The sequence below is a fragment of the Pseudoclavibacter sp. 8L genome (assembly GCF_902506465.1).
Taxonomy (GTDB): domain Bacteria; phylum Actinomycetota; class Actinomycetes; order Actinomycetales; family Microbacteriaceae; genus Pseudoclavibacter.
Genome location: NZ_LR733185.1, coordinates 1,088,287 through 1,103,941 on the forward strand (window position 1 = coordinate 1,088,287; position 15,655 = coordinate 1,103,941).

Genomic DNA, 15,655 nt, shown 5'->3' on the forward strand with positions numbered 1-15,655 from the left:
CGGCGACGTGAAGGAGGAAAATATGGTGGAGTCAACCGCACGCGTGCGGCACATCCGCGTCACCCCTCAGAAGGCTCGTCGCGTCGTCAACTTGATCCGCGGCAAGCAGGCGCTCGAAGCGCTCGCCATCCTGAAGTTCGCACCTCAGGGTGCCTCTGAGCCGGTCTACAAGGTCGTTGCATCCGCAATCGCCAACGCACGTGTCAAGGCAGACAAGGAAAGCCAGTTCCTTGACGAGCGCGACCTCTACATCGCCAAGGCGTTCGTAGACGAGGGTGCAACCCTCAAGCGCTTCCGTCCGCGTGCACAGGGACGAGCATTCCGCATCAACAAGCGCACAAGCCACATCACGGTTGTGCTGGCGACGCCGGAGCTCGCCGAGGCCGAGAAGGGGAGCAGCAAGTAATGGGCCAGAAGATCAATCCGTACGGCTTCCGTCTCGGAATCACGACCGACCACGTCTCCCGCTGGTACGCAGACTCGACCAAGCCGGGTCAGCGCTACAGCGACTACGTCAAGGAAGACATCCGCATTCGCGAGTATCTCCAGAAGACACTCGACCGTGCAGGCGTCTCCCGCATCGAGATCGAGCGCACGCGTGACCGCGTTCGCGTCGACATCTACACGGCACGCCCCGGCATCGTCATCGGACGACGCGGAGCAGAGGCCGAGCGCATCCGCGCCGACCTCGAGAAGCTCACGGGCAAGCAGATCCAGCTGAACATCCTCGAGGTCAAGAACCCCGAGGCTGACGCTCAGCTGGTCGCGCAGGGCATCGCCGAGCAGCTTTCTGCTCGTGTCGCCTTCCGCCGTGCGATGCGCAAGGGCCTCCAGGGCGCTCAGCGTGCAGGTGCCAAGGGCATCCGCATCCAGGTCTCCGGCCGCCTCGGCGGTGCTGAGATGAGCCGCTCGGAGTTCTACCGCGAGGGACGCGTTCCGCTGCACACGCTCCGCGCCAACATCGATTACGGCTTCTACGAGGCCAAGACCACCTACGGTCGCATCGGTGTCAAGGTGTGGATCTACAAGGGCGACATGACCAACAAGGAACTCGCCCGCGAACAGGCCAACCAGAAGTCGTCCCGTGGGGACCGTAACGACCGCTCACGCCGTGGCCCGCGCCGCGACAACGAGAAGCAGGTCGCCGCAGGAGTTGAGGCGTAACCATGTTGATTCCACGTCGAGTCAAGCACCGTAAGCAGCACCGCCCGGACCGTAGCGGCATGTCGAAGGGTGGCAACACCGTATCGTTCGGCGAGTTCGGCATCCAGGCGCTCACCCCGTCCTACGTGACCAACCGTCAGATCGAGGCAGCTCGTATCGCCATGACGCGTCACATCAAGCGTGGCGGCAAGGTCTGGATCAACATCTACCCGGACCGCCCGATGACCGCTCGCCCCGCTGAGACCCGCATGGGTTCCGGTAAGGGTGCAGTCGACTCCTGGGTTGCGAACGTCAAGCCCGGCCGCGTCCTCTTCGAGGTCGCCGGCGTCAGCGAGGAGCTCGCTCGCGAGGCCCTCACGCGCGCCATCCACAAGCTGCCGCTCAAGGCACGCATCATTTCGCGCGAGGAAGGCGAGTAATCATGGCGATTGGTACCAAGGAGCTCGCCACCACCGAGCTCGACAACTTCGAAGACGGACGTCTCGTCGAGGAGCTCAAGAAGGCCAAGGAAGAGCTGTTCAACCTGCGCTTCCAGGCCGTGACCAACCAGGTCGAAGAGCGCGGACGCATCCGTCAGGTCAAGCGCGACATCGCGCGCATCTACACGGTGATCCGCGAGCGTGAGCTCGGGATCCGCGCAACCCCGGCCCCGGTCGAGAAGCCGGCCAAGAAGTCGAAGGCCACCAAGGCTTCGAAGAAGGCCGAAGCCTCCGAGGCTGCGCCCGAGGCTGAGAACGAGGAGACCAAGTAATGGCTGAAAGCACGACACAGCCCGAGGCAACGGAAGAAGCGCACGAGCGCAACTACCGCAAGACCCGGCGCGGCTACGTCACGAGCGACAAGATGGAAAAGACCATCACCGTCTCGGTCGAAGAGCGCGTCAAGCACCCCCTTTACGGCAAGGTGCTCCGCCGCTCGAGCAAGGTCAAGGTGCATGACGCCGACAACCAGGCCGGCATCGGCGACCTCGTCCTGATTGCAGAGACCCGTCCCCTCAGCGCTACCAAGCGCTGGCGCCTGGTCGAGATCCTGGAGAAGGCGAAGTAGGCCTCGCCTCTTCGACCACTCAGCGAAGGAATTTGACAGATGCTTCAGCAAGAATCACGAGTCCGTGTCGCCGACAACACCGGCGCCAAGGAACTCCTCACGATCCGCGTACTCGGTGGCTCCGGCCGCCGCTACGCGGGAATCGGTGACGTCATCGTCGCGACCGTCAAGGACGCGATCCCTGGCGGAAACCTCAAGAAGGGTGAGGTCGTCAAGGCCGTCATCGTTCGCACAGTCAAGTCGACCCGTCGTCCCGACGGTTCGTACATCAAGTTCGACGAGAACGCAGCCGTCATCCTCAAGGGTGACAACGAGCCGCGTGGCACTCGAATCTTCGGACCGGTCGGTCGCGAACTCCGCGACAAGAAGTTCATGAAGATCGTGTCGCTCGCGCCGGAGGTGATTTAACCCATGGCAACGATCCGCAAGGGCGACCTGGTCCAGGTCATCTCGGGCCCGAGCCAGGCTCGTGGTGGAGACCGCGGCAAGCAGGGCGAAGTGCTCGAGGTGCTCCGCGAAGAGAACCGCATTCTCGTTCAGGGAATCAACTTCGTGACCAAGCACGTTCGCGTCGGACAGACGCAGCGTGGCACGAAGACGGGTGGCATCGAGACCGTCGAGGCCCCCATCCACATCTCCAACGTCGCACTCGTCGACCCCGAGACCAAGCAGCCGGCTCGCACCGGTGTGCAGGTCGAAGAGGTCACGAAGGACGGCGTGACCAAGACGGTGCGCACGCGCGTCTTCAAGCCATCGCGCCGCGCTGCGAAGCCGGCCAAGGTCGAGAAGGCCGCCAAGGCCGACAAGGCTGAGAAGGCTGAGAAGAAGCCCGCGACGAAGGCCAAGGCCGCCGCACCGAAGAAGAAGGACGACGAGTAGATATGACTGACATCGCCACGGAGGCTGGCAAAATCCAGCCCCGTCTCAAGCTGAAGTACCGCGACGAGCTCAAGGCTCAGCTGCAGGCAGACCTCGGCGTGAGCAACGTCCACCAGGTTCCCGGTCTCGTGAAGATCGTCGTGAACATGGGTGTTGGCGAAGCAGCTCGCGACGGAAAGATCATCGAAGGTGCCATCACGGACCTCACGGCGATCACCGGTCAGAAGCCGAAGGTCACGAAGGCCACGAAGTCGATCGCACAGTTCAAGCTGCGCGAAGGACAGCCGATCGGCGCGCACGTCACACTGCGCGGCGACCGCATGTGGGAGTTCCTCGACCGCCTGCTCTCGCTCGCTCTTCCCCGTATCCGCGACTTCCGTGGTCTCAACGACCGCCAGTTCGACGGAAACGGAAACTACACCTTCGGCCTCACGGAGCAGGTAATGTTCCATGAGATCGATCCAGACAAGATCGACCGCACACGCGGTATGGACATCACCGTCGTCACGACGGCGAAGAACGACGAAGATGGGCGCGCTCTCCTGGGCAAGCTCGGCTTCCCGTTCCAGGCCGGTCTCCAGCAGAACTAGTCTGAACACCCGAGGGTCACGGCATACGCCGTGACCCCATCGGGCTGTTGCAACCGCAACGGCCCGTCCACCACAGGTCGCGGGGCCGTGTACGGCCCCGCGAAACCAGGCGAAAGGCACTCATCATGACGATGACAGATCCCGTCGCAGATATGCTGACGCGACTGCGCAACGCGAACTCGGCGCACCACGACTCCGTGTCGATGCCGAGCTCGAAGCTCAAGTCCCACATTGCCGACATCCTCAAGCGCGAGGGTTACATCACCGACTGGACAGTCGAAGATGCACGAGTGGGCCAGACCCTCACTCTCTCGCTGAAGTTCGGTCCGAACCGCGAGAGGTCGATCGTCGGCATCAAGCGCGTCTCCAAGCCAGGTCTCCGCGTGTACGCGCGCTCGACCGAGCTGCCAAGCGTCCTCGGCGGCCTCGGCATTGCCATCCTGTCCACCTCCTCCGGTCTCCTCACGGACCGTCAGGCCGAGCAGAAGGGCGTAGGCGGAGAAGTCCTCGCCTACGTGTGGTAATCCGTCATGTCACGAATTGGTCGTCTCCCGATCAGCGTCCCAGCTGGCGTTGACATCAAGATCGACGCGCAGAACGTCACCGTCAAGGGACCGAAGGGCGAGCTCGCGCTCGTCGTCGCGAACCCCATCGAGGTCAAGCTCGAAGACGGTCAGCTTCTCGTCACGCGTCCGAACGACGAGCGTGAGTCCCGTGCACTGCACGGCCTGACCCGCACGCTCATCAACAACAACATCATCGGCGTCACCGAGGGCTACACGAAGAAGCTCGAGGTCGTTGGAACCGGTTACCGCATCGTTTCCAAGGGCACGGGCGTCGAGTTCGCACTCGGCTACTCGCACCCGATCAACGTCGAGCCCCCCGTGGGCATCACGTTCCAGGTCGAGGGCAACAACAAGCTCACGGTCGTCGGAATCGACAAGCAGGCTGTCGGCGAGGTCGCAGCGAACATCCGCAAGCTCCGCCTCCCCGAGCCCTACAAGGGCAAGGGCGTGCGTTACGAGGGCGAGCAGATCCGCCGCAAGGCCGGAAAGTCAGGTAAGTAACCATGGGACTCGGAACTCGAGGAAAGAGCAAGCAGGCAGCGACCCGTCGCCGCCACGTCCGCCTTCGCAAGAAGGTCTCCGGCGACGCACAGCGTCCCCGTCTCGTCGTCACGCGCTCTGCGCGTCACGTCTTCGTCCAGGTTGTCGACGACACCAAGGGCATCACGCTCGCATCGGCATCCACCATGGAAGCCGAGCTGCGTGAGTTCGACGGTGACAAGTCGGCCAAGGCAAAGCGGGTCGGCGAGCTCGTCGGCGCACGCGCCAAGGACGCCGGCATCGAAAGCGTGGTCTTCGACCGCGGCGGCAACAAGTACGCCGGTCGCGTCGCGGCCATCGCTGATGGAGCACGAGAGGCAGGGCTGAACCTGTGACCGAGAAAATCGACACCAACACGCCCGACAACATGACCGACACGCCCGTTGAGACGGCCGCGTCGAGTGAGTCGGCACAGCGCGAGGGTGGCCGTGACAACAACCGTCGCGGTGGCCGTGGCGAGCGTGGCCAGGGCGGCCGCGACCGCAACTCACGCGATGACAAGAGCCAGTTCCTGGAGCGCGTCGTCACCATCAACCGCGTCTCGAAGGTCGTCAAGGGCGGTCGTCGCTTCGCGTTCACCGCGCTCGTCGTCGTCGGCGACGGCAACGGACTCGTGGGCGTCGGCTACGGCAAGGCCCGTGAGGTCCCGCTGGCCATCTCCAAGGGCGTCGAAGAGGCGAAGAAGAACTTCTTCCGCGTTCCTCGCGTCCTGAAGACGATCCCGCACCCCGTGCAGGGCGAGGCAGCAGCAGGCGTCGTCCTGCTCCGTCCCGCCGCTGCAGGTACCGGTGTTATCGCCGGTGGCCCCGTTCGCGCCGTGCTTGAGTGCGCGGGCATCCACGACGTCCTGTCGAAGTCGCTCGGTTCGTCGAACACGATCAACATCGTGCACGCAACCGTCGCGGCGCTGAAGCAGCTCGAGGAGCCGCGCGCAGTCGCAGCTCGTCGTGGCCTGCCCGTCGACCAGGTCGTTCCGCAGCGCATTCTGCGTGCCGAGGCCAACGCGGCCAAGGCCGCAGCCGAAGCACAGAAGGTCGGTGCCTGATGGCCAAGAGTCTCAAGGTGACCCAGATCAAGTCCAAGATCAGCGAGAAGCAGAACCAGCGCGACACACTGCGCTCGCTCGGCCTCAAGCGCATTGGCCACACCGTCGTCAAGCCGGACAACTCGGTGAACCGCGGCTACGTCAAGACAGTCGCTCACCTGGTTTCAGTTGAGGAGATCTCCGAATGACCAAGAACGAGAACGAGAAGGATGTGACCTCCGAGCCTCAGCTCAAGGTCCACCACCTCCGCCCCGCTCCCGGTGCCAAGAAGTCCAAGACGCGCGTCGGTCGCGGTGAGGGCTCCAAGGGCAAGACCGCCGGTCGCGGCACCAAGGGCTCGAAGGCGCGCACGACAGTGCGTATCGGCTTCGAGGGTGGCCAGATGCCGCTGCACATGCGTACGCCGAAGCTGCGCGGGTTCAAGAACCCGTTCCGCGTCGAGTACCAGGTCGTCAACCTCTCCAAGCTGGCCGAGCTCTTCCCCGAGGGCGGCGATGTCACCATCGCGAACCTCGTGGCAAAGGGTGCGGTTCGCAAGAACGAGCCCGTCAAGGTGCTCGGCAATGGTGAGATTGCGGTTAAGCTGAACGTCGCGGTCGACAAGGTCTCCAGCTCAGCAGAGCAGAAGATCGTTGCCGCCGGCGGTTCCGTCAAGTAGCAACTCCAAGCGGGGGTCGGCGGTTGCCGACCCCCGTTTGTCTCTTTCACGAGAAATGAAAGCAGGAACGTAGTGTTCAGTGCCGTCGCACGAGTGTTCAAGACACCGGATCTTCGTCGCAAGATCCTCTTCACGCTCGCTATGGTCGCCATCTACCGGATCGGCACCACGGTTCCTGGCCCATTTGTGAACTACGTCAACGTGCAGCAGTGTCTCGACACTGGAACGCAGATGGCCGGTCTCTACGACATGGTCAACCTGTTCTCCGGTGGCGCTCTGCTGCAGTTGTCGATCTTCGCGCTGGGCATCATGCCGTACATCACGGCCTCGATCATCACGCAGCTGCTGCGTGTGGTCATCCCGCACTTCGAGGCGCTCCACAAGGAGGGTCAGGCCGGTCAGTCGAAGCTCACGCAGTACACGCGCTACCTGACCATCGCCCTCGCGATCCTCCAGGCGACGACGCTCGTGACGGTGGCGAAGTCGGGAACGCTCTTCGGTACGGGCAACCCGGCCTGCGAGAACGTCCTCGACATGCTCAACGAGTCCGCCGCGACCCCGGAGAACGCCGTCATCAACATGGTGCGCGTCGTGCTCATGGTCGCAGCCATGACAGCTGGCACCGCGGTCATCATGTGGATGGCAGAGCTCATCACCGAGCGCGGCGTCGGCAACGGCATGTCGCTCCTGATCTTCACGTCGATCGCAGCCTCGTTCCCGTCCGCCTTCGGCGCCATCGCCGCCGGTACCGGTGGAATGACCACGCTGGTCATCGTCATCGCGATCGGGCTGCTCATCATGATGGCCGTCGTGTTCGTCGAGCAGTCGCAGCGACGCATTCCCGTCCAGTACGCGAAGCGCATGGTCGGACGCCGCACCTATGGCGGCAACAGCACGTACATCCCGATCAAGGTGAACCAGGCAGGCGTTATCCCTGTCATCTTCGCCTCGTCGCTGCTGTACCTCCCCGCGCTCGTCGCCCAGTTCAACCAGCCTGCCGCGGGGGAGACCCCGCCAGAGTGGGTCACCTGGGTCATGAACAACTTCACGACGGGCGACCACCCGCTCTACATGGCGGTCTACTTCCTCCTCATCATCGGCTTCACGTACTTCTACGTCGCGATCGCCTTCAACCCTGAGGAGGTTGCCGAGAACATGCGAAAGCACGGTGGCTTCGTCCCCGGCATCCGTGCCGGACGTCCGACCGCCGAGTACCTGAACTTCGTGCTCACGCGAATCACCTTCCCCGGTTCGCTCTACCTCGGCGTGCTCGCGCTCATCCCGCTCATCGCGTTGTCCACGGTCAATGCAAATGCCAACTTCCCGTTCGGCGGCGCATCGATCCTCATCGTCGTGGGCGTCGGACTCGAGACGGTGAAGCAGATCGACGCTCAACTCCAACAACGCAACTACGAGGGGCTTCTCCGATGACACATCACGACCAGACCTTCCGCCTGCTCATCGTTGGTCCCCCCGGGGCCGGCAAGGGAACGCAGGCCGTCGGCATCGCCGAGGCCTTCGGTATCCCTGCCATCTCGACCGGTGACATCTTCCGTGCCAACATCAAGAACGGCACGAACCTCGGCATCCAGGTCCGCGAGATCATCGAGAGCGGCAACCTCGTTCCCGACTCGCTGACGAACGAGCTCGTCCGCGACCGCCTCACGGAGGCAGACGCAGCTGGCGGCTTCCTCCTCGACGGCTACCCGCGCACACTCGAGCAGGTCGCGTTCCTCACGCAGCTCCTAGCTGATCAGGGCACTGCGATCGACGCGGTCATCGAACTCAAGGTCGAGGTCGACAGCGTCGTGGAGCGTCTCCGCCGCCGCGCGCTCGAGCAGGGCCGCGCAGACGACACGGAAGAGGCCATCAGGCACCGTCAGAACGTGTACCTGCAGGAGACCGCGCCGCTTCTCGAGACGTACTCCGCTCGCGGGACGCTTGTGAGCGTCAACGGCTTCGGCACCGTCGAGGAAGTCCGGAACCGCATCTTCGCTGCTCTCGAGCAGCGGGGACTCCGTCACCCGCTGCACCGTCTTAGCGGCAAGTAGGACTCAACCGGCACAGCAAGCAAGGACCCGAGCGGATTTCTCCCGCTCGGGTCCTCTTGCGTTTGCCGGAATGCCCGCCAAGAAGCCACCGCGGTGCCGTTCGCACCTGGTCGAGCGCTGTCATCGTCGGCTAGCGTTGGCCTGTCGGCGCCTCCAGCTCGGAGCGCCGGAGAACCCTGTTGACGCAGTTGTCCAGGAACGGAGACACAGATGTCCTCACCCTCAGCTGAGCCCCACGACCTCATCGACTTCGACGTGCTCTTGAGCGAGGAAGAGCTGGCGCTGCGCAGCCGTGTCCGACTCCTCGTCGACGAGCACGTCCGGCCGCACATCGCGTCCTGGTACGAGGACGCCGTCTTCCCGATCGACCTCGTGCCGATGCTCGCAAGCGAAGGGCTGCTCGGCATGCACTTGAGCGGCTACGGGTGCGCTGGCCGCAGCGCCGTCGAGTACGGCATCGCCGCGGCGGAGCTCGAGGCGGGCGACTCCGGTATTCGCACCTTCGTCTCCGTGCAGGGCTCTCTGGCCATGAGCGCGATCTGGAAGCACGGTAGCGAGGAGCAGAAGCGCGAATGGCTGCCGCGCATGGCTGCCGGCGAGGTCATCGGCTGCTTCGGGCTGACCGAGCCCGGTGCCGGATCCGATCCGGGAACGATGGGCACGTTCGCGCGACGAGATGGCTCGGACTGGGTCGTCAGCGGCACCAAACGCTGGATCGGCCTGGCGTCCCTCGCCCACATCTCGATCATCTGGGCGCAGACGGACGAGGGCGTCAGAGGCTTCATCGTACCGACGGCTTCCGCTGGCTTCTCGGCGACGCCCATCGGCCCGAAGCTCTCGATGCGTGCATCCGTCCAGTGCGACGTCGTCCTCGATGAGGTCCGGGTTCCAGCCGATGCGATGCTCCCCGGTGCGCGCGGGCTGCGTGGGCCGTTCGAATGCCTCAATGAGGCCCGCTACGGTATCGCCTGGGGTGTCATGGGCGCCGCGAGGGACAGCTTTGAGGCTGCGCTTGCGTACGCGGGGGAGCGGCAGCCGTTCAACCGTCCGCTGGCTGGCTTCCAGATGACGCAGCAGAAGCTCGTGGACATGGCCCTCGAGATCAACAAGGGCTTCCTGCTCGCCCTCCAGCTCGGGCGGCTGAAGGACGCGGGCCGCATCCAGCCGCACCACATCTCCGTTGGCAAGCTCAACAACACCCGCGAGGCGATCGCGATCGCTCGCGAGGCGAGGACGATTCTCGGCGGCAACGGCATCACCCTCGACTACTCACCGCTTCGCCACGCCAACAACCTGGAGTCGGTGCGGACCTACGAGGGCACCGATGAGATCCACACGCTCGTGCTTGGCAACAAGCTCACCGGCATCCCGGCGTTCAGGTAAGGATCCCAAGTGCTCTCGGATCGCGGACACGACGGCGTGCTGAGCGGCGTGCGAGTCGCGGATTTCTCCCGGGTGCTCGCCGGCCCGTACGCGACGATGATGCTCGCCGATTTCGGCGCCGACGTCATCAAGGTGGAACCCCCGGGCGGTGACGAGACGAGGGCCTGGACTCCACCGGTTGATGCGCGCGGTCAGTCGACGTACTTCTCCGGCGTGAATCGCGGCAAGCGGTCTCTAGTGCTCGATCTCAACCGCGGCGAGGACGTTGCGGCCGCGCGCCGACTCGCGCGGGAGGCGGACATTGTCGTCGAGAATTTCCGACCCGGGGTCATGGCGCGCTTCGGGCTCGACTTCGACTCGGTGCGGGCGGAGAACCCGTCGGCGATCTTCTGTTCGATCACCGGTTTCGGCGGGGGCGGGGGAGCGGCGCTGCCGGGCTACGACCTCCTCGTGCAGGCCGTCGGCGGGCTCATGAGCATCACGGGCCCGGTGGAGGGGGAGCCGAGCAAGGTCGGTGTTGCGCTCGTCGACGTGCTGACGGGGCTGAACGCGGTCACGGGCATCCTGCTCGCCCTGCGCGAGCGCGAGCGGTCTGGGACGGGCCAGCGCGTGGAGGTGGACCTGATGACGAGCCTGCTGTCGGCACTCGCCAATCAGGCGTCGAGCACGCTGGCGACGGGCCGCGCTCCCGCACGGCTCGGCAACGCGCATCCAAGCATCGCCCCGTATGAGCTGTTCGACGCGAGCGACCGCCCGCTCGTGATCGCCGTCGGCAACGATCGGCAGTTCGCAGGGCTTGTCGGGGTCCTAGGCGCTCCTGGCCTCGCTGGAGACCCGCGCTTCACCACCAACCAGCTCCGCGTGCACAACCGTGACGCCCTCCGTGCGCTCCTTGCGGCGAGGCTGGAGGAGCGCGTGGCGAGCGAGTGGGTCGAGCTCCTGTCGAGCGCACGCGTGCCGGCCGGCCTCGTTAACGACGTCGCCGAGGCGTTTGCGTTCGCGGAGCGCCTCGGGCTCGAGCCGGTCGTAGAACTCCTGGGAGCCGGAGGCGACCCGGTCAGATCGACCGCGAACCCGATCCACCTCTCCGCGACGCCCGCGCGTCCCGGCGACCCGTCGCCGGAACTGGGCTCGGCAGGCACCGGCATCGCCTGGAGGTAGGCCGAGACCTGGCACGAGCGTGACCGGTTACTGAACCGTGACCTCCATCTCGCCGGTGTTGCCGAAGCGTTGTCGCCTGCTGACCGAAATCCGCGCGGCGGGAGGCTAGCTTCGCAGGACCCCATCGAATCGGTGATGGGCCGTGCACGGAGGACTCCTTGACTTGGACCGCGAAAGCTCTGGTGAACGAGGCGACTCCCGGGTCAGCGCCGTCAGCGCACCCCGGAGCCGATGGACACCTTGCCTCGGCTGTCACTCCCGCCGTCTGGCAGCGCAACCTCGCCCTGGCAGTCTTCCTCGCCTCGTTGCTCGTCGGCATGACGGCATGGCGGGCATTCGCGATGACCATCTGGTGGGAGCCGAGCGACTACGGCGAGGGCTACTTCCGGGAACTCATCGGGAGCTACCTCGGACCCGGACTCTCGCTTGCCGTCTGGCCGCTGCTGGTCCTCGCTGCCGCCATGGCGCTCGTGCTCGCGCTGCGGAGCACGCGATCCTCGGCAGCGTGGCTCTCGTGTGCGGCGGCTGTCATCGCAGCCACGCACCTGGGCTTCACCGTGCATTGGACGCTCGAGGCCGAACGCATGGTGACCGAGTACGCGGGCCAGGCAGCGCAGGTGTCTGGCCCGCCCGCGTCTCCGGACCCGCTGCACGGCCCGGAGGAGACGCCTGATGCTGTGGGGTGGGTGGACGAGCAGCGCCTGGACCCAGCTGGATCGGTGACTGCCCTCTCGAAGGAGGAGCTCGCCGCCGGAGTGGACTCGCTCCGGGTCGCGACGCTCGGAGTGATGGTGGCCCCGATCCCGAACCTCATGGTGGGGACGCTCGACGCGCCGCCTGAGGAGGTCGCCTGCGTGCCGGGCGGGGAGACGGGGGATGTGCCGGACGAGCATTCCGCCTCTGGGACCGCGTACGTCCTCACGCTCAGCCTCTCCGGCCCCGACACGATCACCGACGAGCAGAACATCATCGAGCTCTGGCAGGAGCGCGGTCTGACGTACGACCGAGCCATGGGCACCAACTATGCGGGAGGGCCGGTCTCCCAGGCGATCGATCAGGTGCGGATGCGCGGTGACGCCCAGGGCTGGCTGAATATCACGATCACGAGCCACTGCGCTCCCGACGAAGGTGCTGAGACCCATGCCGATTGACCTGACCGCTGAGCCAGGGGGCGAGAGACGACCGGCCGAGGTGGAGACCGGGAGCTCCTCGGCGCTCGTCGCGCTGTGCGTACTGACGGCTGCGTTCCCCATCGCCGCAGTCTGGTGGCTGCTGACCGGCGCGGCCAGCGCCGTCCCGACGCCGAATCTCTCCGGCAACCCGCACCTGCCCGCCTGGGTGGTTCCCCTCGAGCCCCGGTCGTACCTGCGCATGATCGCCTCCGTCGCGGTGCTGTGCCTCTGCGCGCTCACCGCCCTGCTGCTCTCCGGGATTGCACTGCAGGTCTCGACACGGCTCCGCGCTCTGGGCGCGGACCTGCAGGCGGGCGCCCTGATCACCGCGCGAATCATCGCGCGCCTCTCCGGTATCGCTACGTTCGTGCTGGCCGCCCTGTTCCTCTCGGGTGCCGCAGCTTCAGTGCTCTGGGAGGGCGCGGCGGCGGAATCGGCGGTGGTCGAGCCCGCGCCGTCCGAGGAGGTGGTCGGCGGCCCGCCCCCGCAGCCTACCGACGCACCCGTGCCGCCGCCGGTGGGTGACAACGGGCCGATTTTCTCAGCCTCAGCGACGACAACCGAGCGGGAGGCAGCAGTTCGAGACCTCGCGGAGCTGACCCTGCAGCATTTCCCCGATGATCTCGAGGAGATCGACTACGTCGGAGCGCCGGGCATGGAGATCTCGCGGCAGATCTGCGGTGGATACTCGCGGTCAGGTGACCACTATTTCGTCGGGCACAGTTTCCGCACGGACGCGGGCGCTGCCGAACTGGAGCAGATAGAGGCGCTCTGGACGGAGAAGGGCTTGAACATCGGCACCACACCGAGCTCCATTTCGGGCGACGGCCTGAGGAGCGACACGATCGAAAACGCCTCCCTGAGCTATGACACGGACGGGACCTTCCACCTCTTCATCACCGGACGATGCGGCGATATCCCCTGAGTCGGCCGGAGGAGCGAGGCAGCCGGCACGTAGACTCTCCTGATGCGCAAGAGCATCTACAAGACACCCGCCGAGCTCGCGGCGATGTTGCCAGCCGGCCGGATCACGGCCCTCGCCCTCGACGCCGTCGCCGAGGCGATTCGTCCGGGGGTGACGACGCTGGAGCTCGACGGCATCGCCGAGCGCGTCGTCCGCGAGAGGGGCGCAGTGCCGAACTTCGCCTTGGTTCCGGGATACCGGCACACGATCTGCGCCTCCGTCGACGACGCGGTAGTCCACGGCATCCCGAACGACAAGCCGCTCGAGGCAGGCCAGCTCGTCTCCATCGACGCCGGGGCCATGTTCGAGGGCTGGAACGGCGACTCGGCCCGGACGTTCGTCGTCCCCGGCGAAGCAGCGGACACGAGCGCGGTTGCCGACGGCACGCGTCTCAGCGAGGCCTGCGAGCGCTCCCTCTGGGCGGGCATCGCGAAGCTGGCGACTGCTCGGCACCTCGCCGAGGTCGGAGCTGCCGTCGAAGAGTCCATCGAGCAGTCCGGCGACTTCGGGATCCTCGAGGATTTCGCGGGACACGGTATCGGCCGCAGCATGCACGAGGAACCGACCGTGCACAACATCCGCGTGTTCGGCCGAGGGCCGGTCGTCAAGCCAGGGCTGGCGATCTGCATCGAGCCCATGATCACGCTCGGGGGCCCTGACGTCGTCATCGACGACGACGACTGGACCGTTCGTTCGGCGGACGGCTCGCTCGGCGCCCACTGGGAGCACACGATCCTGGTGCATGCCGACGGCATCTGGGTCTCCACCGCGCATGACGGGGGAGCGGCAGGTCTCGCGCAGTTCGGAGTCGTCCCGACTCCGCCAGCCGAAGTGGGAGCCTGACCCTCTCTGCGGTGCGGCCCCGCACTTGCACTCCACGGGGAGACCGCCTAGAGTTGACGCTTGGTGTCTTTTGCGTTGCGTTTTCGCGCGCGTAGTCACCGTCCATCCGCACGACCAGCGTGCATTCAATAGCAAACGACAGTGAGGCTATGGCCAAGAAAGACGGCGTCATCGAGATCGAGGGTTCGGTTGTCGAGGCATTGCCAAACGCAATGTTCCGCGTAGAACTCTCGAACGGACACAAGGTTCTTGCTCACATCTCAGGCAAGATGCGTCAGCACTACATCCGCATCCTCCCCGAGGACCGCGTGATCGTGGAGTTGAGCCCGTACGACTTGACCCGCGGCCGCATCGTCTACCGCTACAAGTAGGCACGCTGTAAGGAACGGCTGGGCAGACGTCTGCCCAGCACGAGGCCAGCGATCACAGAAGGAACTTCAATGAAGGTCAACCCCAGCGTCAAGAAGATCTGCGACAAGTGCAAGGTTATCCGCCGCCACGGTCGCGTCATGGTCATCTGCGAGAACCCGCGCCACAAGCAGCGCCAGGGCTAATCGCTCGGGACTCACCTCGCTCGCCAGTTCAGGCACGCGAGACGTCCCATGGGTGCGCATGCACCCGACGTCACAACTGAATACGAAACAGCACCAGTAAGAACCGCCGGGCTTCAGCCCAGGCGGGGACACCTTCGGACCGAGGCCGGGGCCCATCCGGTGCATCACACCTCAACCCACAGGAGAAATCCCATGGCACGTCTCGCAGGCGTCGATCTCCCACGCGAAAAGCGCGTTGAGATCGCACTCACCTACATCTACGGCGTCGGCCGCACGAGCGCCCTCAAGGCACTCGAGGACACCGGCATCGACGGCAACATCCGCGTCAAGAACCTCGACGACGAGCAGCTGGTTCAGCTCCGCGACTACATCGAAGGCAACTTCAAGGTAGAAGGTGACCTCCGCCGTGAGGTCGCAGCTGACATCCGCCGCAAGGTCGAAATCGGCAGCTACGAGGGTCTCCGCCACCGCCGCGGCCTTCCCGTGCGCGGTCAGCGCACGAAGACGAACGCTCGTACCCGCAAGGGCCCGAAGCGCACGGTCGCCGGCAAGAAGAAGGCACGCTAGTCGCCGCCGCGACAGCGCCCGCAGATTTCGTAGGAGAGAAAATTGGCTACCCCAAAGAGCGCCGCTCGTAAGCCGCGCAAGAAGGACAAGAAGAACGTCGCAGTGGGCCAGGCTCACATCAAGTCGACCTTCAACAACACGATCGTGTCGATCACCGACCCGTCCGGCGCTGTCATCAGCTGGGCTTCCTCCGGTGGAGTCGGCTTCAAGGGCTCGCGCAAGTCGACGCCCTTCGCCGCGCAGCTCGCAGCAGAGGCCGCAGCTCGCCAGGCGCAGGAGCACGGCATGAAGAAGGTCGACGTCTTCGTCAAGGGACCGGGCTCCGGTCGCGAGACCGCGATCCGCTCGCTTCAGGCCGCAGGCCTCGAGGTCGGCTCGATCAACGACGTCACCCCTCAGGCACACAACGGCTGCCGCCCTCCGAAGCGTCGCCGCGTCTAGCCTCCCGTCCGCTGCGAGGCTCTCCCGCGA

The 15,655-nt window shown here is 65.3% G+C and carries 24 protein-coding genes and 1 pseudogene; all 25 read left to right on the forward strand.

Annotated features, from left to right (window positions below; translation table 11 throughout):
• Positions 1-22: 22 nt before the first annotated feature.
• The 25 genes and pseudogenes from rplV (at position 23) to rpsK (ending at position 15,625) form a co-directional block, all read left to right on the forward strand.
• Positions 23-406 carry a 50S ribosomal protein L22 gene (rplV, locus tag GV007_RS05105; RefSeq protein ID WP_104242678.1) on the forward strand — a complete coding sequence of 128 codons (384 nt, stop codon included), beginning with the start codon at positions 23-25 and terminating at the stop codon, positions 404-406.
• Positions 406-1,164 (forward strand): 30S ribosomal protein S3, encoded by a 759-nt coding sequence (rpsC, locus tag GV007_RS05110; protein ID WP_104242676.1) that lies wholly within the window; start codon positions 406-408, stop codon positions 1,162-1,164. Before rplV ends, rpsC begins: the two co-directional genes overlap by 1 nt.
• Before the next feature lie 2 nt (positions 1,165-1,166).
• On the forward strand, positions 1,167-1,583 hold the full coding sequence (gene rplP / locus GV007_RS05115; protein WP_068479279.1) for a 50S ribosomal protein L16: 417 nt from the start codon (positions 1,167-1,169) through the stop codon (positions 1,581-1,583).
• 2 nt (positions 1,584-1,585) lie between these two features.
• Positions 1,586-1,915 carry a 50S ribosomal protein L29 gene (gene rpmC / locus GV007_RS05120; protein ID WP_104299433.1) on the forward strand — a complete coding sequence of 110 codons (330 nt, stop codon included), beginning with the start codon at positions 1,586-1,588 and terminating at the stop codon, positions 1,913-1,915.
• Positions 1,915-2,211: a 30S ribosomal protein S17 gene (gene rpsQ, locus GV007_RS05125; RefSeq protein ID WP_160071261.1), complete on the forward strand. Its 297-nt coding sequence runs from the start codon at positions 1,915-1,917 to the stop codon at positions 2,209-2,211. Before rpmC ends, rpsQ begins: the two co-directional genes overlap by 1 nt.
• 39 nt (positions 2,212-2,250) lie before the next feature.
• A complete protein-coding gene (gene rplN, locus GV007_RS05130; protein WP_068479273.1) occupies positions 2,251-2,619 on the forward strand; it encodes a 50S ribosomal protein L14 in 369 nt (122 codons plus the stop codon).
• A gap of 3 nt (positions 2,620-2,622) precedes the next feature.
• Positions 2,623-2,967: pseudogene (rplX, locus tag GV007_RS05135) on the forward strand (50S ribosomal protein L24); the annotation flags it as partial.
• A 125-nt stretch (positions 2,968-3,092) separates the two neighbouring features.
• On the forward strand, positions 3,093-3,680 hold the full coding sequence (rplE, locus tag GV007_RS05140; protein ID WP_104242668.1) for a 50S ribosomal protein L5: 588 nt from the start codon (positions 3,093-3,095) through the stop codon (positions 3,678-3,680).
• 125 nt (positions 3,681-3,805) lie between these two features.
• A complete protein-coding gene (gene rpsH / locus GV007_RS05145) occupies positions 3,806-4,204 on the forward strand; it encodes a 30S ribosomal protein S8 (protein ID WP_068479267.1) in 399 nt (132 codons plus the stop codon).
• A 6-nt stretch (positions 4,205-4,210) separates the two neighbouring features.
• Positions 4,211-4,747, forward strand: coding sequence for a 50S ribosomal protein L6 (gene rplF / locus GV007_RS05150; RefSeq protein ID WP_160071262.1), 537 nt, complete (start codon positions 4,211-4,213; stop codon positions 4,745-4,747).
• Between the two features lie 2 nt (positions 4,748-4,749).
• Positions 4,750-5,121 carry a 50S ribosomal protein L18 gene (gene rplR, locus GV007_RS05155; RefSeq protein WP_104242664.1) on the forward strand — a complete coding sequence of 124 codons (372 nt, stop codon included), beginning with the start codon at positions 4,750-4,752 and terminating at the stop codon, positions 5,119-5,121.
• A gap of 32 nt (positions 5,122-5,153) precedes the next feature.
• Positions 5,154-5,831 carry a 30S ribosomal protein S5 gene (gene rpsE, locus GV007_RS05160; protein WP_104331901.1) on the forward strand — a complete coding sequence of 226 codons (678 nt, stop codon included), beginning with the start codon at positions 5,154-5,156 and terminating at the stop codon, positions 5,829-5,831.
• The gene (gene rpmD, locus GV007_RS05165; RefSeq protein ID WP_104242663.1) at positions 5,831-6,019 is read left to right on the forward strand and encodes a 50S ribosomal protein L30; all 189 of its coding nucleotides are present in this window, start codon (positions 5,831-5,833) and stop codon (positions 6,017-6,019) included. The genes rpsE and rpmD overlap by 1 nt, the downstream gene beginning before the upstream one ends.
• Positions 6,016-6,489, forward strand: coding sequence for a 50S ribosomal protein L15 (gene rplO / locus GV007_RS05170; RefSeq protein WP_104242661.1), 474 nt, complete (start codon positions 6,016-6,018; stop codon positions 6,487-6,489). Before rpmD ends, rplO begins: the two co-directional genes overlap by 4 nt.
• 72 nt (positions 6,490-6,561) lie before the next feature.
• The gene (gene secY / locus GV007_RS05175) at positions 6,562-7,920 is read left to right on the forward strand and encodes a preprotein translocase subunit SecY (protein WP_104242659.1); all 1,359 of its coding nucleotides are present in this window, start codon (positions 6,562-6,564) and stop codon (positions 7,918-7,920) included.
• On the forward strand, positions 7,917-8,540 hold the full coding sequence (locus GV007_RS05180; protein WP_104331843.1) for an adenylate kinase: 624 nt from the start codon (positions 7,917-7,919) through the stop codon (positions 8,538-8,540). The genes secY and GV007_RS05180 overlap by 4 nt, the downstream gene beginning before the upstream one ends.
• 210 nt (positions 8,541-8,750) lie before the next feature.
• The gene (locus tag GV007_RS05185) at positions 8,751-9,923 is read left to right on the forward strand and encodes an acyl-CoA dehydrogenase family protein (RefSeq protein ID WP_160071263.1); all 1,173 of its coding nucleotides are present in this window, start codon (positions 8,751-8,753) and stop codon (positions 9,921-9,923) included.
• Between the two features lie 9 nt (positions 9,924-9,932).
• Positions 9,933-11,084, forward strand: coding sequence for a CaiB/BaiF CoA transferase family protein (locus GV007_RS05190; RefSeq protein ID WP_236558342.1), 1,152 nt, complete (start codon positions 9,933-9,935; stop codon positions 11,082-11,084).
• Positions 11,085-11,242: 158 nt separating this feature from the next.
• Entirely contained in the window at positions 11,243-12,235 is a 993-nt protein-coding gene (locus tag GV007_RS05195; RefSeq protein WP_160071264.1) for a hypothetical protein, read from the forward strand.
• Positions 12,225-13,181: a hypothetical protein gene (locus GV007_RS05200; protein ID WP_160071265.1), complete on the forward strand. Its 957-nt coding sequence runs from the start codon at positions 12,225-12,227 to the stop codon at positions 13,179-13,181. Before GV007_RS05195 ends, GV007_RS05200 begins: the two co-directional genes overlap by 11 nt.
• A gap of 42 nt (positions 13,182-13,223) precedes the next feature.
• Positions 13,224-14,063 (forward strand): type I methionyl aminopeptidase, encoded by an 840-nt coding sequence (gene map, locus GV007_RS05205; protein ID WP_160071266.1) that lies wholly within the window; start codon positions 13,224-13,226, stop codon positions 14,061-14,063.
• A gap of 149 nt (positions 14,064-14,212) precedes the next feature.
• Complete coding sequence (gene infA, locus GV007_RS05210; RefSeq protein WP_066056559.1) at positions 14,213-14,434, forward strand: translation initiation factor IF-1; 222 nt, start codon at positions 14,213-14,215, stop codon at positions 14,432-14,434.
• A 69-nt stretch (positions 14,435-14,503) separates the two neighbouring features.
• Positions 14,504-14,617 (forward strand): 50S ribosomal protein L36, encoded by a 114-nt coding sequence (gene rpmJ / locus GV007_RS05215; protein ID WP_008361054.1) that lies wholly within the window; start codon positions 14,504-14,506, stop codon positions 14,615-14,617.
• 192 nt (positions 14,618-14,809) lie between these two features.
• Complete coding sequence (gene rpsM, locus GV007_RS05220; RefSeq protein WP_068479246.1) at positions 14,810-15,184, forward strand: 30S ribosomal protein S13; 375 nt, start codon at positions 14,810-14,812, stop codon at positions 15,182-15,184.
• A 42-nt stretch (positions 15,185-15,226) separates the two neighbouring features.
• Positions 15,227-15,625 carry a 30S ribosomal protein S11 gene (rpsK, locus tag GV007_RS05225; RefSeq protein WP_068479244.1) on the forward strand — a complete coding sequence of 133 codons (399 nt, stop codon included), beginning with the start codon at positions 15,227-15,229 and terminating at the stop codon, positions 15,623-15,625.
• The last annotated feature ends 30 nt before the right edge of the window (positions 15,626-15,655 follow it).